Source organism: Nisaea sp. (genome assembly GCF_017640745.1).
Taxonomy (GTDB): domain Bacteria; phylum Pseudomonadota; class Alphaproteobacteria; order Thalassobaculales; family Thalassobaculaceae; genus Nisaea.
Window position 1 is genome coordinate 111,277 of record NZ_JAEPQA010000009.1, and the last position, 23,449, is coordinate 134,725.

Genomic DNA, 23,449 nt, shown 5'->3' on the forward strand with positions numbered 1-23,449 from the left:
ATCGGCCGGGACGGCGTGAGCGATGCAGAACAGATCCCTCATCTGGCTCGCCGTCTGGCTCGCGGTTCTGGAAGCGGTCACTCTCTTCGCCATCAACGTGGTCGGCTATGCGGTCCGGAACGGAAGCTTCGTGCTGCCCGAACGCTACGTCCTCGCCGGGCTGTTCCTTTGCGCCCTCTACCTGATCTGCGGCAGCAACCAGGGCAGTTACGCCTTCCACCGCAGCGACATCGAGCGGATCCACGCGATGCAGTCGCTGCGCTGCTGGATCGGAACAATGGTGATCTTCATCGTCGCGCTGTTCGCTTTCAAGATCTCGGAGGATTTCTCCCGTTTCTGGCTGGTGGAGATGGTTGTCGGGGGCAGCGTCGGCCTTGTGGCGGTGCGAACCCTCGCGCTGGCCTGGGTCCGGAAGGTCAGGCGGAATGGATGGTTTTCCGCCAGCATCGCCGTCCTCGGCTCGCCCCGCCTGGTCAAAGAGGAAACCCTCGCCATGGTCGCCGGACGGGGCGGCGCGACGCGACTGGTCGGCGGTTTCGTCGGCGACGGTCTCGGCAATGACTATTTCCAGGAGGTGCCGCTCTTCGGCAGCGAGGAGAGCCTTCATCGCATCATCGCGGCCGGACGGGTCGACGATGTGCTGCTCTGTTACGAGCCGGGGCACGAGAAAGCGTTCCGCGCGGCCCTCGCGCGGCTTCGCGAACAGCCGGTCAATATCCGCCTCCAGCTGCCCGGCTATCTCGCCGGCGTCCCGGTTCTCGGCATTGACCGGATCGCGGGCGAGACCGGTATCATCCTCGCGGACGTACCGATCGGCGGCTGGTCGAGCGTGCAGAAGCGCTTTGTCGACATCGTGCTGGGGAGCGTGATGATCGTCGCTCTGGCGCCGGTGATGCTGGCGATTGCGCTCGCGGTCCTGCTGACGATGGGGCGGCCGATTTTCTTCCGCCAGCGCCGTTTCGGCTTCAACAACGACGAGTTCACGATGCTGAAGTTCCGCACCATGCGGAACGGCGGCACCGAGTCCGCAGACGCCGGAACGCTAAAACAGGCCACGCGCGACGATCCCCGCGTCACCGCGCTCGGCCGCATTCTCCGCCGCACCAGCCTCGACGAATTGCCGCAGCTGCTGAACGTGCTCGGCGGCAGCATGTCGCTGGTCGGACCGCGTCCCCATGCGGTGGCCCACAATCGCCAGTATGCCGGCATCATCGACGGTTATCTCGGCCGCCACCGGGTGAAGCCGGGCATCACCGGCTGGGCGCAGGTCAACGGTCTTCGCGGAGAGACCGACACGGTCGAGAAGATGCGCCGGCGCGTCGAGCTCGACCTCTTTTACATCGAGAACTGGTCCCTCGGTTTCGACCTGAAAATCCTGGCGCTGACCGTGATCGAGGTCGGGACCGGACGCTCCGCCTACTGATCTTCCTCGCGTAGCCAGGCAATTGTGTCCGCGAGACCGTCTCCGAGCCGGACTTCGGCCTGGAAGCCGAGGGTTTCGTGAGCGTGCCGGGGGTTGCCGCGGGAGTGGAGGATATCGCCCGGCCGTGCCGGACCGTGTCTTAGCTTGAGATCGGTGCCGCAGGCCTCCCCGATCGCCCGTGTCAGCTTCAGGATGCTGATCGCCTGCCCGGTGCAGCCGTTCACGGTCAGAGGGGCCTCCGGTGCGCGGCTCATGGCGGCGAGGAAGAGACGGACAATATCGCCGACATAGATGAAATCGCGGCTCTGGAGACCCTCGCCGTTCACCGTGATCGTCTCGCCGGCAAGGCAGGCGGAAATGAACCGCGCGATCACCCCGCTATAGGGCGAGGCCGGATGCTGGCGCGGCCCGTAGACGTTGAACGGCCGGATGATCGTGGCGCGCGGGCCGAGCGTCAGAACGGCGCTCTCGCTCTCCAGCTTGTGGCGGCCATAGGCGGAGAGCGGCGCGCAGATATGGGTTTCGGCAATCGGTCGGGGCCCGGCATCGCCATAGACGGCGGCGGAGGACGCGTAGACGAGCGGGAGCTTTTCAGTTCGCGCCGCCTCGACGGCGTTCCGGGCGCCGCCGAGATTGACCGCTTCGGCCCGGCGCGGATCCGCTGCCGCCGCTTCGACCGAGGCGATGGCGGCGAGATGGACGATGCCGTCGCACTGTCCCGCGATGGCCGCAAGCCGCGCGCCGTCGGTCACGCACCCCCGCTCGAGATCGGCCTCCGGCGGCAGGTTGCCCTCCCGTCCGCTGGAGAGATCGTCGAGAACGGTGACACGGTTGCCCGCCTGGACGAGCGCGCGGGCCAGATGGCCGCCGATGAAGCCGCAGCCGCCGGTGATGAGATAGCGCGCCATCAGATGCGGCCCCGCCGGCCCCAATGGGCGCAGAGGTCGAGCAATGCGAACCAGATGAAGCGCGTATTGTGAACGAGGTAGCGCGCTCCGAGACGGCGCGGTTCTGCGATGAGGCGATGCAGCCATTCGAGGCCGAGGGAGCGGATCCATGCGGGCGCCCGCTCCAGGCGCCCGGACATGAAATTGAAGGCGGCGCCGATGCCGATCAGCGTCGCATCGATCCCGGCGCTGTGGCGTGCCATCCACCATTCCTGGCGCGGGCAGCCGAGCCCGACGAAAACCAGCTTCGCGCCGCTCGCGCTGATCCGGGCGGCGGTCTCCGGGTCGAAATCCGGCCGTTCGGGAAGTTTCGGCGGAGATTCCCAACCTGCGACCCGGAGCTTCGGATGCCGTTCCGCCAGCGCCTTCTTCAACGCCTCGAGCTCGTCCGGCAAGCCGCCGAAGAAGTAGACTGGAAGACCCTCCGCCTCCGCGCGGGCGATCAGCCAGGGCGCGATGTCGGGTCCTGCGACCTGTTCCGCCGCCGCATGGCCTTTCAGGCGCTGGACCCAGCTCACCGGCTTGCCGTCGGGGAGCACCATGGCGGCGCCGTCGAGCACGGCGGCGAAGTCTGGGTCGGTCCGTGCCAAAGACAGTGGATGGGTGGCGGCGACGCAGACATAGGCCGGCGCTCCCTTTCGGGCGAGACCGAGGATGGCCTCCCCGAGGGTGGTGAGCGACCCTGCGGCGACCTTCCGGCCGATCACGGGCACCGAGGCGGGGGTGCCGCTCATGCCGCGACCTTTCCCGAGATCAGTTCCTCGTAGAGTGCGAGTTTCGCTGCTGTCGTCCTTTCCCCGGTGAATCGGGTTTCGTAGCTTTGCCGTGCCTGCGCCCCCCAGTCCCCTAGCCGCGCCGGATCGGACAGCGCTTCGGCGATGACGCTTTCCATGTCGGCAGGATCGAACGGATCGAACACGCGCCCCGTCCGTCCGTCCTCGACGAGCTCGCCGAGCGCGCCGATCCGGGAGGCGACGACTGGGAGGCCGGAGGCGAAGGCTTCCGCCAGCGTCATCGGAAAGTTCTCGTAGCAGCGCGACGGCAGGACCGCGAGCGCGGCCCGGCGCATTTCCCCGGCAATCTCCTCCGGACCGAGCGTGCCGAGCGCGACTGCCCGGCCTTCCCTGATCGCTGCGTCGAGCGCCGGCCGGTCCGGCCCGTCGCCGATCACCCGGAGCGGCGGCCAGTCGCGGCGCCAGATTTTCAGGAGGGCGGCGATGCCCTTCTCCTCCGAGAGCCGTCCGACATAGAGCGCGCCTTCGCGCGGGCCGTCTTCGGGTGCGGGCGCGAAAGCGGCGCCGGGGCTGTTGCCGATCACGGCGATCCGCTCGGCCGGAAAGCCGCCGGCGACGAAGCGGCTGCGGGAAAAGTCGGTCAGCGCGATGAACTGGCCGACCGCGCGGTGCCAGGTGCCGCGCCTGCGGTGAATGTCGATCATCCGGGCAAGCGCGAAGGAACCGGGATAGGAATTCCGGTAGCAGCGGTGCAGCACGGCCTGGAAGGGGCTGGCGCCGACGCAGTCCTCGCAGATCCGTCCGTCCCGCATCAGCAGGGCGGAGGCGCAGATGTTGCGGTAATTGTGCAGGGTCTGGACCACCGGAACGCTGAGATCCGCGGCGGCGTCGTAGAGCGACGCGGTGATCAGCGGGAAGATGTTGTGGGCGTGGACGATGTCCGGCGCTGCCGCCGCGATCTCGGCTTTCAGCTCGTACCGGAGAGCTTCGGTTCCGGGAAGCGCCCAGGCGGCGCGGGCGGCGTCCCAAGCGGTGCGGATGGAGGCATTATCGCGGGCGAGGAGGGCGACCTCGTGCCCGGCGGCACGGAGCGCCGCCATCTCGGCCTCGACGACGCGGTCCTCGCCGCCGGCCTGCTGGTAGCGGCAATGGGCAAAGAGGATCTTCATCGGTCCCACACCGCGTCGATGGCGCCGCTCATGCGCCGGAGCGTGTTTGCATGGGAAAACCAGTCTGCCGTGTGACGCGCCTTCGCGGCCATGCGCGCCCGCTCCTCCGCCGTGGTGCCGAGGGCTCGGGAAAGCGCCGCATCGGTTGCCGCCGGGTCCAGGGGATCGAAGAGCCAGCCGTTCTCGCCCTCCCCGATCATCTCCTCCGCGGCCTGGGAGTGGCGGCTGGCCAGCACGGGCAGGCCCGCCGCCATGGCCTCGTTCACAACCAGTCCCCATTCGTCCGCCAGGGTTGGAAAGACGAAGAGGTCGCGGTCGGCGAGAAGGTCCGGGATCTCTTCATAGGGGCGGTTTCCGAGCAGTTCGAGGTTGAGGTTCGGCGGCAGATCCGCGCTTTCGAGACTTGCACGCTCCGCGCCGTCACCGACGAGACGCCAGTGAAGCTTCCGTTCCGGATGCGCATTGCACCAGACCTTGAGGCGGTCGAGAAAGGGCGGGAGGCCCTTGCGCGGAATCAGGCTGCCGACAGAGACGAGACGCAGCCTGCCGGCCGGATCGGGTTTGGTCTTGGGCAAGTTCTCGAAACGGTCGAGATCGGTCGATTGATGGATCGGGAAGATGCGGTCCGGCGCAAAGCCGATGCTCTCGAGATAGCGCGCGCCGGAGGCACCGTTCGTCACCGCGCCGTCGGCTAGGCGGGCGATCAGGCGCCGCAGCATTCCGCGCAACCGTCCCCGGCCCCGCTCGGTCTGCTCGGACACCGTCGCCCAGACCAGCAGCCTTGTGCGTCGGCCGAAGAGCGGGGAGAGGCGGCGATAGAGCCCCGCCTGCAGGCTGCGCAGGCCGAATTCGCCGCTGATCACCACGTCCGGCGCGAGGCAAGCGAGGCGCGGCAGCAGATCGTACTGCACATGGATCGTCAGATCCTCCGAAAACCCGTCCGGATGGCGCCGCCGGTACGGCAGGGCGATGGACCGTGTGCGCCTCACGTCGAGCCCGGCGGTTTGCACCTCCCAGGGCCGATCGGTCTCCATCCCGGTCGAGACCAGTACGGTCAGCCGGCGGACCTCGCGCTCAAGCGCGCGCAGCAGGGCCACCCGGTAGGGCGGCACGAAGTTAACGAGCAGAGCGACGGAGCAGCGGGGCATAGGGCAGCGATCCGAGCACCAGGCCCGAGAGAATGAAGATGGGAACCATGTTGTAGAAATAGATAAGCACGTTGTCGGTCAGCATCAGGGCGAGCAGGGTGATCTGCGCGAGGCCGGTCGCGGCGCCGAGCGAGGTCTCGCGCGCCCCCCATTTCTGGAACCGCTTATATTGCTGGCGGCAGGCGAGCATCATGCTGCCGAAGGCACTGAACCAGAGCAGCAGTCCGATCGCCCCGTAATCGTGCCAGATCCTGAGATAGTCGTTGTGCGGATGCTCGATCCCGGCATGCAGGTTGGCCAGGGCCTCGGTACTCGAGGCCGGACCCTTGCCGACGATCGGGGCCTCAAGGGCTGAATTGATCACCGTCGTCCAGGCGGCGATCCGGCCCATGGTGTTGATCTGTACCCCGCCGACCGCCGCCGAGAGATCGCCCGAGAAGAAGCGCTGCTTCAGCGGTTCGAAATTGAGCAGAAGGAAGGCGGCGAGGCCGACCGCCGTGACGAGGATCGTGATCAGGCGGACCCAGCCGGCGAAACTGTTCAGCCGCATCTGCGCCAGTATGAAGACGCCGAGCCCCATCCCCATCGCCGCGCGCGAGAGCGAGAGCACCACGACCGCATAGAGGAAAAGGGCGAGCCAGAGGTCGCCGCGCGAGCCGTGCCGCCAGTAGCCGCAATGGATGGCGATGCCGATCAGGAGGAAGCCGGCGAGGGAGCGCGGCGCGAAAACTTCGGTATGGCCGAAGCCGAAGACCGGGATCGCCAGCACATAGATCACCGCCGGAATCCAGATCGCGATCAGGATCGCGCGGACAATGGTCCGGCTGGGCGAACGGATGCTCATGGCCACCTGGGCCGCGACGATGAAGGCGAGAATGCTGGAGATGATGATGACGGTGTTCTGGATGCCGGGAACGGTCACCCGGTAGAAGATGAAACCGTAGGCGATCCAGGCGGTGAAAAGAAGGAACATGAAGACCGGCCAGCGTGCCTCCCGCACCACGTAAGGCCGCATCATGAAGTGCATCACCAGCAGCAACACGAAAAGCAGGGAGAGGAAGCCGCCAAGCGAGATCGCGGGGACGACGCGGAATTGCGCCGGAATGGTGACAAGCGCCTGGGCGAAGATGATGGTCATCAGCAGCGAGACGCTGAGCGGCGCGGCCTGCCCGAGCCGCCGCGCTTCGAGAGCGCTCCGGTACATGGCCCGCTGCATCCGCGGCGCCGGCACGTCCTCGGTGCCCGTATCCTCCGGTCTCCGGTTCCCCATGGCTCAGGCCACTCCCTGTCGGGGGCGGATCTGATGCGCCATCATTTGCGCGCCGTTCTTCGCCGCCCGGGCCGCCGCGGCGAGCTGGGCCCAGAGCGGGATCGCCAGCCCGGCACGGGCTTCGGCCCGGATGCGGGCGAGAGCGTTCATGTAGTCCTGGTGGTCCTTCTCCGCGAAATAGCTGTCGGCGCGGCGCTGGCGCAGGCAGGTGACGGCACTGCTCTGCCGGATGCCGCCAACGCGGAGCAGGCGGAAATAGAAACTGTAATCGACGCAGATATCGAGGTTCTCGTCGTACCCGCCGGCCGCCTCCCATGTAGAGCGCCGGAACAGCACGGTGGAATGCACCAGCCGGTTCGAGACATAGAGCATTGCGGGAGTGATGTCGGTCACGGTGGCCGGGGCGGGAGCCGCCGGGGGCAGGGCGGGCGGTTCATGTTCGAACACCAGCGCCTGCGAGCAGGCCATGGCGAGGCCGGGATCGGCTTCCAGCATCGGCAGGGTTTCGGTCAGGCGGTCTGGAAGCGCGATGTCGTCCGCGTCGAGAATGGCGACGTAGTCTCCGCGCGCGGCCCGGATCGCCCGGTTCAGCGCCGCCGCACGGCCGCAGCGTTCCCCGCGGATGATTGTGAGGTTCGGGATCTCTCCCTTGAGCGCCTCGGCCACGTCGGCGGTGCCGTCTGTGGAGCCGTCGTCGAACAGCATGATCTCGACCGCCCAGTCTCCCTCCATCGCCGCCGCCGAGCGCAGTGCCCGCGCGACGAAGCGCTCGGCCTGGAAGGCGGTTGTCACAACGGAGACGGTCGGGGTTTCGTCCGCCGGCATGGATCCTCTGAACAGCGCGCGAATCGGGAGCGTTTAACCTATCAGATTGCCCCCGCCTCGTATATCGTGCGAGCCGGTGACTTATCGTGATTTCTGAACCGCTTGCGCCGCATTTTTGTGCGTATTGGTTAAATGAATGTGAGCAGGATGGGCCTCAGGCGAAAAATCTCGGAGCTTTTTCTCCGTCCCCTGCGTGACCGGACGGCGGAACGCAAGCTGCGCGCGGCGGCCGCGGGAGGCGAGCCGCTCCGGATCGTGCTCGGCGGCGCGGCGCCGGAGGTTGGCTGGCTCGGCTCCGATATCGGCTTCTTCGACGCCACCGATCCCGCGGCCTGGGCGGATCTCGTCGGCGGCGAGGGCCGGGTCGAGCGGCTGCTGGCGGAGCATGTGTTCGAGCATATTCCGCCGGAGCTTGTCCCCGCGGTGCTCGCCAACGCTTATCGCTACCTCAAGCCCGGCGGCACGATCCGGATCGCGGTGCCGGACGGACACAATCCGAACCCGGATTACATTCGCCATGTCGAGCCGGGCGGCATCGGCCCCGGGGCCGACGACCACAAGCAACTCTTCACGGTCGAGAGTCTGAGCGCCGCCCTCGCAGCAGCCGGTTTCAGGGTCGAGCCGAGGGAATGGTTCGATACCGATGGGCAGTTCCACAAGGAACCCTGGATCGCCGAGCGCGGGCACATCCATCGCTGCCGGCGTTTCGGAACGCCGGACAAGAGCTTCCCCTCCTCGCATCTCTCGCTGCTGGTGGACGGGATCAAGGGGTGAGCCGGATCCTGTAGACCGCCCGTGCGATATCCCCTTTCGGCGGAGGCGGCACGGCGTGGGACCAGACCCTCAGCTTCCCGGACATGCCGTATTGCGGACCCGCCTCCGGAACGGGAGCGAGCGGTTCTTCCGTGACCAGCCGCGCTCCGTCGAGGGCGAAGTCTTTGCCGTCTTCCGGGGCCGCGATATCTACGGCGAGCGGAAGCCACGGCAGATGCAGGACGTCTCCCTCCTCCGGCTGGTTCAGGATCAGCGCGTCCTCGATCTCCACAATGTCCGCAGCGAAACGGAACTTGCGCTCGAACCGGAGAGCGCCGGTCTCGCCGACGATGCGGTCCGGGCTGGCCCAGCGGAAGAAGGCGCCGTTGAGAATGGAGCGGAAGCGGCCCGATGGCTCCTCGATTACCGGGAGCGGATGGGCGAGCGCCCCGTAGATGCTCCCGGGAAGTTTCTCTCCGCCATAGGCAGGGAGCGGCCGCGCGCCCGAGGCGGTCACAATGTAGGGCAGTGGCTGGGCGGCCGTCAGGCCCGCATGGGGCAGCGTGACGATGGCGGAATAGGCCGGGTTGCGGAAGACCCGGATGCCGTCCTTCAGGCTGTCCTCGCCGGGCAGAGGTTCGGGCCGCGGAGACGGTGTGAATCCTTCCAATTGTTCCGCCGCCAGTTTCAGAACCGCGCCCGAGAAGGCGAGATAGTCCGCGTCGTTGTTGTAGGAATGCCAGCCGATCCGATCCTGGTGCGGATGCGCCGGCGCCGGCTCGACCGCGGTGCGCGCATCGGTGCCGTCGATCATCAGCGGGAGCGTGCCGTCGGGGCAGGCCGCAGCCTCCAGACGGTCGAGCACGGCGCCCAGCAGGGTCTCCGCGCCGGGTGCGGCGAGTCCGAGCTTGAGGCCGAAAGCGAGCGCCAGGCAGGCGGCGGCATAGCCGAAACTCTGGAACTGCCCGCGCCCGACGGCATTCACCTCGCCGTCATGGAGCGCGGTGCGTTGCAGCGCCTGAAGTGCCGCCGCGAAACGATCCCGCAGGAACCGGGACGGTTCCCCGAGCACGGCGATCTGGTAGCCAAGCAGGGCGGTCATGAAGGCGTGATACTGCTGCGTCGGCGCGCCGCGCTGATCCTCGATGAACCCGCCTGGCTGCTGGTAATGGGAGAGGGCGATCCGTCGTTCGAGGCGGCCAAGCCAGGCTCCCGCCGGTTGCCCTTCCATGACCCGGACCGTGCTCCGGAGCAGCATCCAGTTGGCGACGCGATTGCCGACGAAGCCGGGCCGGCCGAGCACGTCGCGGCTGTTGGCGAAGCCGGCGGTTGAGCCGCTCCGGAACAGGTCGGCCAGCGCGAAGCGGATGAACTCCCAATGGTAGGGGTTCTGCCAGGCGCCGATCCGCGCGCGCTTGTCCTGGTCCCGGAGCCGTGCGAGCCCGGCCTCGAGATCCTCCGGGAAGCGTTCCGGCCAGCGCCGCCAGAGCATGCAGGCGAAGGCGGTGCCGTAGAACTCGGTTTCCCGGAAACCCCGGTCCCGGTCGCATTGCGCGGCCAGCGCCTCGGCAATGCCGCGCGCGAGCGTATCGAGGCGACGCGAGGGTTCAGCGGGTGTCAAAATCGAGCTCCATCGCCAGTGCCAGAGTCTCTTCCGCAGGCACGCCCGCGAGCCCGGTTGCCTGCAGTTGAAGCGCTCCCGCACCGCCGCGTTCCGCCGCATACCAGAGCGTCCGCCCGATCCCCGGCAGGGCGAGCAGCGTGCGGCTCGCGCCGTCCGGCAGAGAGAGCCGGAAGAACCGGGTGAACCAGCGGATCCAGAGCTGCGCATAGGGCGGTTTCGGCAGCAGACGGGCATGCACGACCCAGCCCTCAGGCGCGTCGCGGACATAGAGCAGCTGTTCGAACCAGGGGCCTGTTGCCGCTTCCGTCACGCGGATCGTCACCGTCCCGTGCGGGCCGGTGAGCCTTGCGCGCTGCACCGGATACTGGTGGTAGAGATCGCGACCCACGTGGCCGAACCGTTCGCCGCCGATCTCTGCTTCGACGAAGGAGTCCCTGGAAAAAACCGCGCGCAGGACAAAATCCTGGAAGAGCGAAGGTGAAAGCGTGGTAAGCGAAGCCTTCAATGCGAGCTGCTGCGGGCTGACGGCCGAAGTAACCTTTGCTTCCCAGGCGCCCTCGGCCATTTCGACCGACAGGCGCCGCTCGCCCGTTTCGGGGCCGATAAACGGCGCGTGATCGTCTATAATGCGGGCGCCATATCTTTCCGGCGCGAAGGTGAAGAACGAGTGACGGTCGGCTGTTTCTATTCCAAACGCAGTGCCTTCGATGGCGCCGATCCGGATCGCGGCCGGCAGTCCCTCAACCCAGTCGCACTCCATCCGCTCCGCCTCGTGCATGTCCGCCCAACCGGCGGTTTTCCGGGAGGTAGCATATGACGACCGGCAGCGATCCGCAAAGCACCGAGCCGCCGACCTTGCCGACCGCGGCCGGAACTCTTGCCCGGTTTCTGGAAAGCCCGCGCAGCTACGCGCTCGTGGTTCCGACTGTGAATGCCTGCGTCGCCGCGACAGGATTGTTCATTCCCTGGTTCATGGAGCCGGTCTCGTTCGGCCAGTTCATCCTGATCTCGACCTTCGTGCAGTATCTCTGGCTGCTCGATCTCGGCACCTCGCAGCTGATCACCCGGACGGCGGCTCGGATGAAGCAGGCGGGGATGGGAAAACCCGCGGGCGTCCGGATCCAGGGGATCCTGTGGACCCGGTTCTATCTCGCGGCGATCGCCATCACCAGCGCGCTCCTGCTGGCCTATTTCTTCCGCGATTCCTTCAAGGTGCCCTTGCCGATGCCGGCGACGCTGCTCGCGATCACCGCCGGCGGCGTGCTTTTCATCCTGATGGGGCATCTCGCGCTCTACCGGGGGCTCTCGAACTATGTCCAGTTCACCGCGAACAACGCGATCGCCCAGGTCGGCCTGACCGTGCCGAGGGTGCTGGGCCTGTTCTTCGGCGGATTGTCCGGCTGTTTTTCGGTGCTGATCCTCTGGTTCGGCGGCATCGCCGTGAACATGCTGCGGCGTGATCCGCTCGATATCCGCTACCGGCCGAGCCTGCCACGGGTTGGCCGCACCATTGTCGGGGCCTTCCCGCTCTTCGTCTCGGTTTCGCTCTGGAGCTTCTTCATGATGGCGAACCGCTGGTTCGTCGCTCAGCTCGCGGACCCGGAGACCTACGGGCAGTTCTCCTTCGCCGCGGCGGTGCTCGGGCTTTATGCCGGGACTTTCGGCACAATCGCACAGGCCTATTATCCGAAACTTTCCGCCGAGGCCTATGCGGCCGAACCCTTCGCGCTCTCTCCGCGCGTGGTCAACGACGCGCTGAAGCTGGCGCTGGTGATCTCGGTGCTCTCCAGCATCGGCGTACTGACCGCGAAGCTGATCGTTCCGCTGGTCTACAGCGCCTATGCCGAGGCGGTTCCGGCACTGAAGATCTTCCTGGTCGCCGGCATTCCGATGATCATGGCCTCGTGGCTGATGCCGATCGCGATGTCCGCGCGGACCCGTCCGAGCCGCGAGATCGTCACCGTCTATCTGCTGGCGATCGCGACGCTCTGGGCCGGCACGGTGATCGGCTACAGAATGGCCGAGCTCGAGGGCGTCGGCGTCGGCGTGATCGTGGCGTCCTATGTGATGCTCGGAGGCCAGTCGGTCCTGCTGCGCCGCAGCCGCGTGCTGTCGATCCGGGATGCCGCCCGGCTGGTCGCCACGGTGGTCCTGCTGAGCGGCAGCGTGACCCTGCTCAGTGTCTTCGTCGCGCCCTGACGCCGGGCGGGTCAGACCAGATCGGACCAGAGATTGCCGGTGAGGCCGGTGGCGACGACGTCCATCTCGTCCACTTCCCAGATCGAGACCTGGCCGGTTTCGGTATTCTCGAGCTGAATATCCGCATCGCCATCACCGTCGAAATCCGCGGCGAGACCGCTTTGCCAGCCGTCGGTCAGCCGTCCGGCGAAGGCCTTCTCGGAGGTGCCGCCGGCATCCATTTCCCAGATCGAGACATAGCTCTCGTTGTCGGTGACGAGCAGATCGGCTGAGCCGTCGCCGTTGAAATCCGCGATCTGTTCGATATCCGAACCGGCGCTGAGCTTGCCTGTATAGGTTTTTGCCGTCGCGGTGCCGCCGTCCATTTCCCAGACCGAGACCACGTCGTCCGCGCTCCGGGTGAGGATGTCCGCCTTGCCGTCGCCGGTGAAATCCTCGGTGGACTCGATGCTCCAGCCGTCGCCGAGCTTGCCCGCGTAGGATTTCGCGGTGACGGACGCGCCGTCCATTTCCCAGACCGAGACCGCGCCGCTCTGGTTCTTGATCAGCAGGTCGTCCTTGTTGTCGGCATTGAAATCGGCGACCGCCTCCAGATCCCAGTCGGAGCTCATATTGCCGACATGGGCCTTGTTTATGACCGTGACGCCGTCCATTTCCCAGACCGAAACGTCGCCGTTCGCATCGTTGCGGAACAGCAGGTCCGACTTGTCGTCCGCATTGAAGTCGGCGACGGTTTCGAGCGTCCAGTCGGCCCCCATGTTGCCGACATAGGACTTCGCGGACGCGGTGGCGCCGTCCATCAGCCAGACGGAAACCGCGCCGTCATCGTGGCGCAGCAGGATGTCGGTTCCGCCGTCGGCGTCGAAATCCGTGGTCGCCGCGATCTCCCAGCCGTCCTGCAGCAGGCCGGTGAAGCCTTTCTCCACGACCTGGCCGTTGCCGACCTCCCAGACCGAGACCACCCGGTCGGTGCTGTCGAACAGCATGATGTCGTCGTCGCCGTCGCCGTCGAAATCGGAGATCGTGTGGAGTTCGAAATCGCCGACCCGGGTGAGGTTGCCGGCGTAGTTCTTCGCAAGCGGAGTGGCCCCGTCGAGCGTCCAGATGGAGACGTCGCCGTCTTCGGATGTCACGAGCAGGTCCTGCTTGCCGTCTCCGTTGAAGTCGCCCGATCCGGCGATCGACCAGTCGGTGTGCTCGGGCTCGGTCGAGAAAACGATCGACGTGTTGTTGTCGGTCGTCGACGTGTTGACCGACCGATACTCGCCGCTGACGGTGAAGCTCGCGTCGGCGTTGCCGTCCCCGTTCGAATCGATGGAAACCACGGTTGTTCCCGAACCGGGGGTGACCGTGACATCTTCATCGGAGAAGGCGGCGCCCCTGATGACGACCGAATCGCCGTCCGTGAGGTCGACGATCGTGTCCCCGTTCACTTCCGCGACGCTGCCTTCGAACGTATCGTTCCCGCCGCCGCCGGCCAGCGTGTCGGCTCCGGCTCCGCCGCTGAGAAGATCCGCGTCCTCGCCGCCGGACAGGACATCGCCCTCGGATCCGCCGTGAAGGGTATCGCTGCCGCTGCCGCCGACCAGCGTGTCGGTTCCGACGCCGCCGTCGAGCAGATCGTTGCCGTCTCCGCCGTCCAGCAGGTCGCTCCCGCCGCCGGCCGAGAGCGTGTCGTTGCCAAGGCCGCCGGACAGCGTGTCGTTGCCGGTGGTTGTGACCGCCAGATCGTCGCCGTCTCCGGCATCGATGCTGTCCGCGCCGCCGCCGCCAGAAATGGTGTCGCTGCCGCTACCCCCGGAGAGGGTGTCGTTGCCGTAGGAGCCGCTGACCTGGTCGTCGCCGGGTCCGGCATCGACCGCATCGTTGCCGCCGCCGCCTTCGATCGTGTCGTTGCCTTCGCCGCCGTCCAGCGTGTCGTTGCCGCTCTCGCCCCGGATCGAATCGTCGCCGGTGCCGCCGTCGAGACTGTCGTTTCCGCCTGCTCCCGAAATCGTGTCGTTGCCCGCTCCGCCGGAAATCGTCTCGTTTTCCCAGGTGCCGGTGAGGGCATCGTCGCCTTCGGTTCCGGAGATCGGACCCTCTGCGAACCGGAGGGTGGTGCCGCCGTTCTCTGCGGTCGCCGTCGCGGCCCCGAAGCTGCCGTTGAGGGTGAAGCTGATATCGGCCGCGCCGTTTCCGTCGGTGTCGATGGAAACCGTGGAGACGCCGTTCTCGCTGGTGACCGTCACGGCATTCGCCGTGATGGTGAGACCGTTCAGATGTACGGATTCGGCGATATCGAAATCGGCGAAATGATCTCCGTCCAGATCGGCGGCCGTGCCGGTGAAGACGTCGATGCTGTCGCCGCCGCTGACCGTGTCCGCGCCCGTTCCGGAATTGATCGTGTCGATGCCGGCACCGCCGACGATGGAATCCGCGCCCGCGCCGCCGTCGATGCTGTCGGCGCCGCCACCGGCGGAGATGGTGTCGTTACCCGCGCCGCCGGACAGCTCGTTGTTGCCGGAGGCCGCGACGATCAGGTCGTCGCCGTCGCCGCCATCGACGGAATCGTTGCCGCCTTCGGTGTGGATCGTGTCCGCGCCGGCGCCGCCGCTCAGGGTCTCGTTGCCGTAGCTGCCATAGATGGCATCGTCATCGTCGCCGGCATCGATGCTGTCCGCTCCGCCGCCGCCATATATCGTGTCATTGCCGGTTCCGCCAAGGATCGTGTCGTTGCCGGAGCTTGTGCTGATCCAGTCGTTCCCGGGACCGCCGTCGACGAAATCGTTCCCGCCGCCGCCCGAGATCGTGTCGTCGCCCTCGCCGCCGGAGAGGGTGTCGGCCGCCCATCCGCCGGTGATCGTGTCGTTGCCGCCACCGCCGTCGATGCTGTCGTTGCCGCCCAGTCCGACGAGCTGGTCGTCGCCGAGCCCGCCCCGGATAGTGTCGTTCTGGTAGGCGCCCGAGACGGTGTCGTCGCCGTCGCCGGCATCGATGCTGTCATTGCCCGCGCCGCCCGAGACCAGGTCGTTGCCGGCGCCGCCGAGGATCGTGTCGTTGCCCTGGCTGCCCGAGATCGTATCCTCGCCCGTGCCGCCGTCGAGCAGGTTGGCGCCGCTGGTGTCGCGCAGCACATCGTTGCCGTCGCCGCCGCTCAGCGTATCGTTGCCGTCGCCGCCGGAAAGCGTGTCGTCGCCGGTATCTCCGAGGATCGTGTCGTTTCCGGCCTCGCCATAGAGCAGGTCGTTGCCGACGCCGCCGTCGAGGAGGTCGTCGCCCCGGCCACCGTATATCGTGTCGTTCCCGGTCCCGCCGGTGAGTGTGTCCGCGCTGTTGCCTCCGGAAAGCGTCTCGTCCTCCGGACCCGGTCCGCTGAATTGCAGGGCCGAATCGCTTCCGGATGGCGTAACGGTAACGGTGTCGAATACCCCGTCGAGCGTGAAGCTGATATCGGCCGACCCGTTTCCGTCCGTGTCGATGGAGACGGTCGTCACGCTGCCGTTGTTCGACAGGGTGACGCGGTTCGAGGTGAGGGCAAGGCCGGACAGCAGGACGGTCTCGCCGTCCTCGTAATCGATGATGCGGTCGCCGTCGAGTTCGGCTGCGGTTGCGACGAAAGTATCCGTGCCCGTGCCGCCCGCAAGCGTGTCGGTACCGTCGCCGCCCTCAAGGACGTCGTTTCCGGTGCCGCCATAGACCTGGTCCCTGCCGGCATCGCCGTACAGGTAATCGTCGCCGTCGACCCCGGAAATGGTGTCGTTGCCGCCGAGACCGTGAATGGTGTCGGCGCCGGCATTGCCGACAAGGAGGTCTTTCTTGCTCGTACCGTCCATGGTTCCGCTCAGAGCACTTCTTCGATCATCTTCAGACCCGAATCGGGCCGAAGCCCTGCAGGGGCCTTTCGCATCCGCCGACGGCAGATGGACACGGCCCCTCAATCGCTACCTGAAGTTTATGTAGGCAGCTTCCGCATGGTCAGGAGTGTTCAGTATGCGGCCCGGCCATGCGCATCGGGAAGGGCGCAATTCCGATCGTAGATAAGAGGTTTTAAGAATTGGTTTTTTTATGGTGTTGCCCGGGTCTAAGGTCGCTGAAGCGGCGATTCGCCGCATACACCTTTACCTGCCGGCAGAGGCCTGGAGCCCGGAGCCGAGCGATCCGGCATTACACCAGATCGGACCAGAGGTTGCCCGTGAGCCCGGCTTCGGTCACGTTGCCGCCGTCCATTTCCCAGATCGAGATTTGCCCGGTCTGGGTGTTCTCCAGCTGAATGTCGTCTTTCCCGTCGCCAGAGAAATCCGCGACGAGACCGGTCTTCCAGCCGTCGGCGAGGGATCCGGCGAAAGCCTTTTCCGACGTCCCGCCCGCATCCATCTCCCAGACGGACACGGTGGTCGTGTCGTCCGACACCAGGAGATCGGCCGAGCCGTCGCCGTTGAAGTCGCCGGTTTTCTTGACGTCCCAGCCGCTGGTCAGCTTGCCGGAATAGGTCTTGGCGGTCGCGGTACCGCCGTCCATTTCCCAGACGGAAACGGCTCCGTCGGCGCTTTTGGTCAGGATATCGGCCTTGCCGTCGCCGGTGAAATCCTCAAGCGACTGGACGGTCCAGCCAGTGCCGAGCTTGCCGGCATAGGATTTGTTGCTGGCGGTGCCGCCGTCCATCTCCCAGACCGAGACCGCGCCGTCCTTGTGGCTGAAGACGATGTCGCTCTTGTCGTCTGTGTTGAAATCGCCGACGCCCTCGACGGTCCAATCCTGCGACATGTTTCCGGCGTAGGATTTGTTGCTGGCCGCGCCGCCGTCCATCTCCCAGACCGAGACCGCGCCGTTCTGGTTGCGCCAGAGGATGTCGGCCTTGCTGTCGGCGTTGAAGTCGGTGATCGCCTCGACCTTCCAGTTTGAATCCATGGTGCCGGCAAAGGATTTCTGCGTCGCCGTGCCGCCGTCCATGATCCAGACGGAGACCGCGCCGTCCTGGTGGCGCAGCAGGACGTCCTGACCTCCGGTGCCGTCGAAATCGGCCGTTCCGGCGATGCTCCAGCCCGGTCCGGTCAGGCCCGAGAAAACTTTCGAAGAGACGTTGCCGCTGTCCATCTCCCATACAGAGATCGCGCCGCGGGTCTCGTCATGCAGCAGGATGTCGTCGTCGCCGTCGCCGTCGAAATCCGCGACCGTGTTGACCTTGAAGGCGCCGCCCCGGTTCAGGTTGCCGAGATTGTTCTTGGCGAGCGGCGTCGCGCCGTCGAGCGTCCAGGCCGAGACGTCGCCGCGGTCGGAGGTCAGCAGCAGATCCTGCTTGCCGTCGGCGTTGAAGTCTCCGTTGGTCTTGATCGACCAGGTCACACGTTCCGGCTGGCTCGAGAAGGAAAGGCTGGTGCCTTCCGCCCCGCTGGTCGCAGTGACCGAGCGGAACGTGCCGGTGAGAGTGAAATTCGCGTCGGCGGTGCCGTCGCCATTTGTGTCGAGTGCGACCGCCGTACTCCCGTTTCCGGCCGTCAGCGTGACATTGTCCTTGGTGAAGGTGGCGCCCTTTACCAGAAGCGAATCCCCGGTCGCGAAATCTTCCACGGTGTCGTCGTTGTGTTCGGCTGCGGTGCCCGCGAAAATGTCGTTTCCGGCGCCGCCCTGCAGGCGGTCGATCCCCGCCCCGCCGCTGAGGAGGTCGTTTCCGGCGCCGCCGTCGAGCAGGTCGTCGCCGTCGCCGCCGATGACGGTATCGTCGCCCTCACCGCCCGAGAGGGTGTCGTTGCCGGCCTCTCCGAGCAGGGTGTCGTTCCCGATATCTCCGGAGAGCAGGTCGGCATCGTCGCCGCCGGCGAGACTGTCGTTGCCGTCACCGCCCGAGAGCGTATCGGCGCCGAGGCCGCCCGAAAGGGTGTCGTCACCGGTTCCGCCCACGAGCAGGTCGTTGTCCCGTTCGCCATCGATCACGTCGTTGCCGGCGCCGCCATCGAGGACATCGTCGCCCTTGCCGCCGAACATCGTGTCGTCGCCCGCGCCGCCGGAGAGCGTGTCCGCGCCGTTGCCGCCGGAGAGCGTGTTGTTCCCGGTGCCGGCCGACGTGTTGAAACGCAACCCCGTATCGCTCCCGGAGGACGTCGCCGTTACCGAACCGAATGTGCCCTGGAGCGTGAAGCTGGTATCCGCGGTGCCGTCGCCGTTGGTGTCGATGGCGACCGTGGTGACGCCCTTCGCCGTCGTCAGGGCGACGTTGCTGGCGCTGAGATTGAGGCCGCGCAGGAGGACGGTCTCGCCATCCTCGAAATCGGCGAAGTGATCGCCGTTCAGATCGGCGGCCGTGCCCTGGAAGAGGTCGTTTCCGGTGCCGCCGGAGAGCGTGTCAGTGCCGGCACCGCCTTCGAGCGTATCGTCGCCATCGCCCCCGTCGAGCGTGTCGCTGCCGTCGCCGCCATAGAGCTGGTCCGCGCCCGCGCCGCCATAGAGAATGTCCCTGCCGTCGTCGCCGTAAAGCAGATCGTTGCCGCCGGCCCCGGAAACCGTGTCATTGCCGCCGAGCGCGGAAATCGTATCGTTTCCGGCGCCGCCGACCAGCAGGTCTTTACCCTTGGTGCCCAACATCGTTCTACTCTCGGTCCGCTCCTGTTGACCGTCCGTAATTTTACGTCCGGGCATTCTGGTTTGCCGGGGAGCATCGGCAACCGCGGCGGAACTCGCCGCGTCAACCAACAGTTAATATGGGCAATACCTTAACAATTTCTATAAAATACAAGGTTAATGCAAAGAATGTATGCACGGGGTCGACATGCGGCAGCCCGGAGAAAAGTCGATTTCGTTTATCTTGTTGTTTTCTTTGATAATATCTGAAATGAGACGAATCGTATCCGGTGGTGCGATACGATCTCTCTGTCCCGGCACAAGGTATCAGCGCCTCGATAGGGGGACCCGTGCAGACGCGTCCCCCGCAGATATTACACCAGATCGGCCCAGAGATTGCCGGTGAGCCCGGCGACGACCACATCGGCGCCGTCCATCTCCCAGATCGAAACCTGGCCGGTGTCGGTGTTCTGGAGCTGGATATCGGCCGTGCCGTCGCCGTTGAAATCGGCGATCTTGCCGATCTCCCAGCCTTCCTGAAGCCGGCCGACATAGGCCTTCTCCGACGCACCGCCGGCATCCATTTCCCAGAGCGAGACCACGCCGTCGGCGTTGGTGGTCAGCAGGTCGTTCGAGCCGTCGCCATTGAAATCGGCGATATGCTTGATCTCCCATCCGGCGCCGAGCTTGCCGACATAGGTCTTGGAGGTGGCGGTGCCGCCGTCCATTTCCCAGACCGAGACCGCGCCGTCGGCGCTCTGGGTCAGGATGTCGGCCTTGCCGTCGCCGGTGAAATCCTTCACCGACTTGATCTCCCATCCGGCGCCGAGCTTTCCGGCGAAGGATTTCTCGGAGGCGGTGCCGCCGTCCATTTCCCAGATCGAGACCGCGCCGTCGCTGCCGACCGCGAGGATGTCCTGCTTGCCGTCGCCGTTGAAGTCCGCGACGGTCTCGATCTCCCATCCGGCGCCGAGTTTGCCGGCGAAGGATTTGCTGGAAGCGGTGCCGCCGTCCATCTGCCAGACCGAGACGGTGCCGTCCGTGCTGTTGCGGACCAGCAGGTCCGCCTTGCCGTCGCCGCCGAAGTCGGCGATCTGCTCGACCGTCCAGTCGGAGCTGAGCTTGCCGGCATAGGAGCGGCTCTCCGTGGTGCCGCCGTCCATCTGCCAGATGGAGACCGCGCCGTCCTGGTGACGCATCAGGATGTCGTGCCCGCCGTCGCCGTCGAAATCCGCTGTTCCGGCGATCTCCCAGCCGCTCTGGAGGCGGCCGGAATAGGCTTTCTCGCTCGCCGTCGCGCCGTCCATCTCCCAGACCGAGATGGCTCCGTCCGAGCTCTTGAGCAGGATGTCGTCGTCGCCGTCGCCGTCGAAATCCGCCACCGTCTGGATCTCGAAATCGCCGCCCCGGGTCAGCGAGCCGGTCGCCGCCTTCTCGAGCGGGGTCGCACCGTCGAGGGTCCAGACGGAAACGCCGCCTTGGTTCGAGGTCAGCAGCAGGTCCTGCTTGCCGTCGCCGTTGAAGTCGCCGGTGCTGTGGACCGACCAGACCAGCTTGTTGGAGAGGTCAGGCTCGGTGGAGAAGGAGAGCGTCGTATCGCCGTCGCTCGCTGCCGCGGTGACCGAACGGAACTCGCCCCGGATGGTGAAGCTCGCATCGGCCTCGCCGTCGCCGTTGGAGTCGATCGCGACCGTGGTGACGCCGTTGGCGACCGTCAGTTTCACGTTGCTGGAATTGAACTCGGCGCCCCGGATCAGCACTGAATCGCCGTCCGTGAGATCGCTGATCGTGTCGCCGGCGACCTCGGCCGCGCTTCCCGCGAAAGTGTCGTTTCCGGCGCCGCCGGTCAGGGCATCCGCGCCCGCGCCGCCGGAGATGAGGTCCGCGCCGTCGCCGCCGAAGAGGGTATCGGCCCCGGCACCGCCCTGTAACGTGTCGTTGCCGGCACCGCCGTCGAGAAGGTCGTTGCCGCCCGCGCCCTGGAGCAGGTCGTCGCCCGCGAGACCGCTGATCGTGTCGGCATCGTCGCCGCCGGTGAGCGTGTCCGCGCCCTCCGTCGCCGTCACTTCGGTCGAGAAGGCGAGCGCCGTGCCGCTGCCCGTCGCGCTCACGGTCACCGAATGGAAGGCGCCTTCAAGCGTGAAGGTCGCGTCGGCATTGCCGTCGCCGTTGGCGTCGATGGTGACCGTGGTCCGGCCGCCGGAAACGCTGAGCGAAACCGCGTCGCTGTCGAAGCTCGCATCGGCGATCACCAGGTCGCCGCTCTCCGGATCGAAATCGCCAATCGAGTCGCCGTCGAGATCGCTGAGCGAGCCTACGAAACTGTCAGCTCCGTCGCCGCCGACAAGAGTGTCCGCACCGGAACTGCCAATGATCCGGTCGTCGCCCGCGCCGCCGCTGACAAGGTCGTTTCCGGCGCCGCCATCGAGGGTCTCCGCGTTCTCGCCGCCGGTGATCTGATCGTTGCCGTCGCCGCCGGCAATGCTGTCGGTTCCGCCGCCGCCGGAGATCGTGTCGTCGCCGGCGCCGCCGTCGAGCGTCTCGGCCGTCGAACTGCCGGTGATGACGTCGTTGCCGTCGCCGCCGCTGATATTGTCCGCGCCGCCCAGATTGACGATGGTGTCGTTGCCGTCGCCGCCGAGCACGGTGTCGACATCGCCGCCCGCGGTGATCTCGTCGTCGCCGGCCCCGCCGTCGAGCACGTCGTTTCCGCCGCCGCCGGACAGCACATCGTTGCCGTCGCCGCCCGAAAGGGTTTCGGCGTCGCCCGCACCCGCGAGGGTATCGTCGCCGGCCCCGCCGTCGAGCAGGTCGGCGCCCGCGCCGGCCGAGAGCATGTCGTTGCCGGATCCGCCCGACAGCGTGTCGTTTCCGGCGCCGCCCGTGAGGGTGTCGTCGCCGTCGCCGCCATCGATCGCGTCCGCGCCGTCCCCGCCGTCGAGAACATCGTTTCCGGCGCCGCCGTCGACCGTATCGTCACCGTCGCCGGCAAGCACGGTGTCGTCGCCGTCACCGCCGCTGATCGTGTCGCTGCCGCCATTCGCGCTGATCGAATCGTCGCCTGCGCCGCCGTCCAGCAGATCGTCGCCGTGGCCGGCGCCCAACTCGTCGTTCCCGGCGCCGCCATAGATCGTGTTGTCGCCATTGTCGCTGAGCACGGTGTCGTCGCCGTCGCCACCGTCGAGCACGTCATTGCCCTCGCCGCCATCCAGCAGGTCGTCGCCCTCGCCGCCGCTCAGCGTATCGTCGCCCGTTTCTCCGCTGAGCGTATCGCCGTCCAGGCCGCCATCGAGCAGGTCATTTCCGGTCCCGCCCAAGAGGCTGTCGGAGTCGGCACCGCCGGAGAGGGTATCCTCGCCGGTGCCGCCGGTCAGCGCATCGTTGCCGGCTCCGCCGGTGATCGCGTCGTTTCCGTCGCCGCCATCGAGCGCGTCGTCGCCGCCAAGCCCGTCGAGCGTGTCGTCACCCGCAAGGCCGGTCAGGGAATCGCTACCCTCGAAGCCGCTGATCGCGTTGTCGTCCTCGGTCGCCTGTTCGTCGGCGATGACGATGTCCTCGACATTGGAGACCGTGAGGCCGTCGAGATCGGAGCGGGTGTCGACATAGAGCGTATCGTCGCCTTCGCCGCCGTCGACCACGCCGCTGCCGCCCGCATAGATGGCGTCGTCGCCCGCGCCGCCGGAGACCGTGTCGGTACCATCTCCGGCATAGAGCGTGTCGCTGCCGTCGCCGCCGTCGAGGAGGTCGTCGCCGGCACCGCCGTCGAGAACATCGGCATCCGCGCCACCGGAGAGGGTGTCGGCCCCATCGCCGCCCGTGAGGGCGTCGTTGCCGGCCCCGCCGGTGATCTGGTCATTGCCGGCACCGCCATCCAGGACGTCGTCACCCGCCAGGCCGTCGAGGGTATCGTCGCCGCCGAGGCCGGAGAGGGTGTCGCTGTCAGCGAAGCCGGAGATGGCGTCGTCGCCCTCGGTCGCCTGCTCGTCCGCGATGACGATGTCTTCGACATTGGAAATCGTCAGCCCGTCGAGGTCGCTGCGGGTGTCGACATAGAGCGTATCTTCGCCTTCGCCGCCGTCGACCACGCCGCTGTCGCCCGCATAGATGGCGTCGTCGCCCGCGCCGCCGGAAACCGTGTCGGTCCCCGAGTCCGCATAGAGCGTGTCGCTGCCGTCGCCGCCGTCGAGGAGGTCGTCGCCCGCACCACCGTCGAGAACATCGGCGTCCGCGCCGCCGGAAAGCGTGTCAGAGCCGGTCCCGCCCGAGAGCGTATCCGCGCCGCCGCCTCCGGTCAGGACATCGTCGCCCGTACCGCCGCTGATCTCGTCGTTGCCCGCCCCGCCGTCCAGCGCGTCGTTGCCGTCGCCGCCGTCGAGCGTGTCATTGCCCGCGAGCCCGCCGATCGTGTCGTCACCGGAAGTGCCGGTGAGGCTGTCGTCGCCTTCCGTCGCGGTGACGTCCGGCGAGAAGGAGATCGAGGTCTTGCCGTCCGCCGTGCTGGTGGTGACCGAATGGAACTCGCCGGTCAGCGTGAAGCTGGCGTCGGCATTGCCGTCGCCGTTGGCGTCGATCTCGACCGTCGTCGTGCCGTCGGCATAGGTGAGGGTCACCGCCTCGTCCCCGAAGGAGGACCAGCCGATGACGAGGTCGCCCTCTTCCGGATTGAAATCGGCGATATGGTCGCCGTTGAGATCGGTCAGGCTGCCGACGAAGCTGTCGGCGCCTTCGCCGCCGGTCAGCGTGTCGGCACCGGAGCCGCCCTCAAGCGAATCGTTTCCGGTGCCGCCGTCGAGGACATCATTTCCGGCGCCGCCGTCCAC

14 protein-coding genes are annotated in these 23,449 nt (G+C 66.8%); 3 read left to right on the forward strand and 11 right to left on the reverse strand.

Annotated features, from left to right (window positions below; translation table 11 throughout):
* Window positions 1–22: 22 nt before the first annotated feature.
* Complete coding sequence (locus JJ959_RS08615) at window positions 23–1,423, forward strand: undecaprenyl-phosphate glucose phosphotransferase (protein WP_292882137.1); 1,401 nt, start codon at window positions 23–25, stop codon at window positions 1,421–1,423.
* Here the strand turns inward: JJ959_RS08615 and JJ959_RS08620 are convergent.
* Genes JJ959_RS08620 through JJ959_RS08645 form a run of 6 tightly spaced genes read right to left on the reverse strand, consistent with a single transcriptional unit; the run spans window position 1,417 to window position 7,516 of the window.
* Window positions 1,417–2,331, reverse strand: a complete 915-nt coding sequence (locus JJ959_RS08620) for an NAD-dependent epimerase/dehydratase family protein (protein WP_292882139.1) — start codon at window positions 2,329–2,331, stop codon at window positions 1,417–1,419. The two genes, JJ959_RS08615 and JJ959_RS08620, sit on opposite strands and share 7 nt — an antisense overlap.
* Window positions 2,331–3,104, reverse strand: coding sequence for a WecB/TagA/CpsF family glycosyltransferase (locus JJ959_RS08625; protein ID WP_292882141.1), 774 nt, complete (start codon window positions 3,102–3,104; stop codon window positions 2,331–2,333). Before JJ959_RS08625 ends, JJ959_RS08620 begins: the two co-directional genes overlap by 1 nt.
* On the reverse strand, window positions 3,101–4,273 hold the full coding sequence (locus JJ959_RS08630; protein WP_292882144.1) for a glycosyltransferase family 4 protein: 1,173 nt from the start codon (window positions 4,271–4,273) through the stop codon (window positions 3,101–3,103). The genes JJ959_RS08625 and JJ959_RS08630 overlap by 4 nt, the downstream gene beginning before the upstream one ends.
* Complete coding sequence (locus JJ959_RS08635) at window positions 4,270–5,421, reverse strand: glycosyltransferase family 4 protein (RefSeq protein ID WP_292882147.1); 1,152 nt, start codon at window positions 5,419–5,421, stop codon at window positions 4,270–4,272. Before JJ959_RS08635 ends, JJ959_RS08630 begins: the two co-directional genes overlap by 4 nt.
* A complete protein-coding gene (locus JJ959_RS08640; RefSeq protein WP_292882150.1) occupies window positions 5,390–6,691 on the reverse strand; it encodes an O-antigen ligase family protein in 1,302 nt (433 codons plus the stop codon). The genes JJ959_RS08635 and JJ959_RS08640 overlap by 32 nt, the downstream gene beginning before the upstream one ends.
* 3 nt (window positions 6,692–6,694) lie before the next feature.
* Complete coding sequence (locus JJ959_RS08645; RefSeq protein ID WP_292882153.1) at window positions 6,695–7,516, reverse strand: glycosyltransferase; 822 nt, start codon at window positions 7,514–7,516, stop codon at window positions 6,695–6,697.
* Between the two features lie 132 nt (window positions 7,517–7,648).
* Between JJ959_RS08645 and JJ959_RS08650 the strand changes: the two genes are divergently transcribed.
* Entirely contained in the window at window positions 7,649–8,290 is a 642-nt protein-coding gene (locus tag JJ959_RS08650; RefSeq protein WP_292882156.1) for a methyltransferase domain-containing protein, read from the forward strand.
* Here JJ959_RS08650 and JJ959_RS08655 read toward each other — a convergent pair.
* Window positions 8,280–9,890, reverse strand: coding sequence for a hypothetical protein (locus JJ959_RS08655; RefSeq protein ID WP_292882159.1), 1,611 nt, complete (start codon window positions 9,888–9,890; stop codon window positions 8,280–8,282). The genes JJ959_RS08650 and JJ959_RS08655 overlap by 11 nt on opposite strands.
* Complete coding sequence (locus JJ959_RS08660) at window positions 9,877–10,671, reverse strand: hypothetical protein (RefSeq protein ID WP_292882162.1); 795 nt, start codon at window positions 10,669–10,671, stop codon at window positions 9,877–9,879. The genes JJ959_RS08655 and JJ959_RS08660 overlap by 14 nt, the downstream gene beginning before the upstream one ends.
* Before the next feature lie 35 nt (window positions 10,672–10,706).
* Here JJ959_RS08660 and JJ959_RS08665 point away from each other — a divergent pair, with 35 nt between their 5' ends.
* A complete protein-coding gene (locus tag JJ959_RS08665; RefSeq protein ID WP_292882165.1) occupies window positions 10,707–12,092 on the forward strand; it encodes a hypothetical protein in 1,386 nt (461 codons plus the stop codon).
* 11 nt (window positions 12,093–12,103) lie between these two features.
* On the opposite strand, the gene JJ959_RS08670 is transcribed toward JJ959_RS08665, so the two are convergent.
* The 3 genes from JJ959_RS08670 to JJ959_RS08680 form a co-directional block, all read right to left on the reverse strand.
* Window positions 12,104–15,907 (reverse strand): FG-GAP-like repeat-containing protein, encoded by a 3,804-nt coding sequence (locus JJ959_RS08670; RefSeq protein ID WP_292882167.1) that lies wholly within the window; start codon window positions 15,905–15,907, stop codon window positions 12,104–12,106.
* Between the two features lie 331 nt (window positions 15,908–16,238).
* Entirely contained in the window at window positions 16,239–18,653 is a 2,415-nt protein-coding gene (locus JJ959_RS08675; RefSeq protein WP_292882170.1) for an FG-GAP-like repeat-containing protein, read from the reverse strand.
* Window positions 18,654–19,003: 350 nt separating this feature from the next.
* Window positions 19,004–23,449 (reverse strand): FG-GAP-like repeat-containing protein (locus JJ959_RS08680; protein WP_292882173.1); only part of this gene is annotated, 4,446 nt, incomplete at its 5' end.

Bases quoted from the DNA above. Each gene is read 5' to 3' on its own strand.
- JJ959_RS08615 (WP_292882137.1), top strand. From the start codon at position 23: ATGCAGAACAGATCCCTCATCTGGCTCGCCGTCTGGCTCGCGGTTCTG.
- JJ959_RS08620 (WP_292882139.1), bottom strand. From the start codon at position 2,331: ATGGCGCGCTATCTCATCACCGGCGGCTGCGGCTTCATCGGCGGCCAT.
- JJ959_RS08625 (WP_292882141.1), bottom strand. From the start codon at position 3,104: ATGAGCGGCACCCCCGCCTCGGTGCCCGTGATCGGCCGGAAGGTCGCC.
- JJ959_RS08630 (WP_292882144.1), bottom strand. From the start codon at position 4,273: ATGAAGATCCTCTTTGCCCATTGCCGCTACCAGCAGGCCGGCGGCGAG.
- JJ959_RS08635 (WP_292882147.1), bottom strand. From the start codon at position 5,421: ATGCCCCGCTGCTCCGTCGCTCTGCTCGTTAACTTCGTGCCGCCCTAC.
- JJ959_RS08640 (WP_292882150.1), bottom strand. From the start codon at position 6,691: ATGGGGAACCGGAGACCGGAGGATACGGGCACCGAGGACGTGCCGGCG.
- JJ959_RS08645 (WP_292882153.1), bottom strand. From the start codon at position 7,516: ATGCCGGCGGACGAAACCCCGACCGTCTCCGTTGTGACAACCGCCTTC.
- JJ959_RS08650 (WP_292882156.1), top strand. From the start codon at position 7,649: ATGAATGTGAGCAGGATGGGCCTCAGGCGAAAAATCTCGGAGCTTTTT.
- JJ959_RS08660 (WP_292882162.1), bottom strand. From the start codon at position 10,671: ATGCACGAGGCGGAGCGGATGGAGTGCGACTGGGTTGAGGGACTGCCG.
- JJ959_RS08665 (WP_292882165.1), top strand. From the start codon at position 10,707: ATGACGACCGGCAGCGATCCGCAAAGCACCGAGCCGCCGACCTTGCCG.
- JJ959_RS08670 (WP_292882167.1), bottom strand. From the start codon at position 15,907: ATGGACGGTACGAGCAAGAAAGACCTCCTTGTCGGCAATGCCGGCGCC.
- JJ959_RS08675 (WP_292882170.1), bottom strand. From the start codon at position 18,653: ATGTTGGGCACCAAGGGTAAAGACCTGCTGGTCGGCGGCGCCGGAAAC.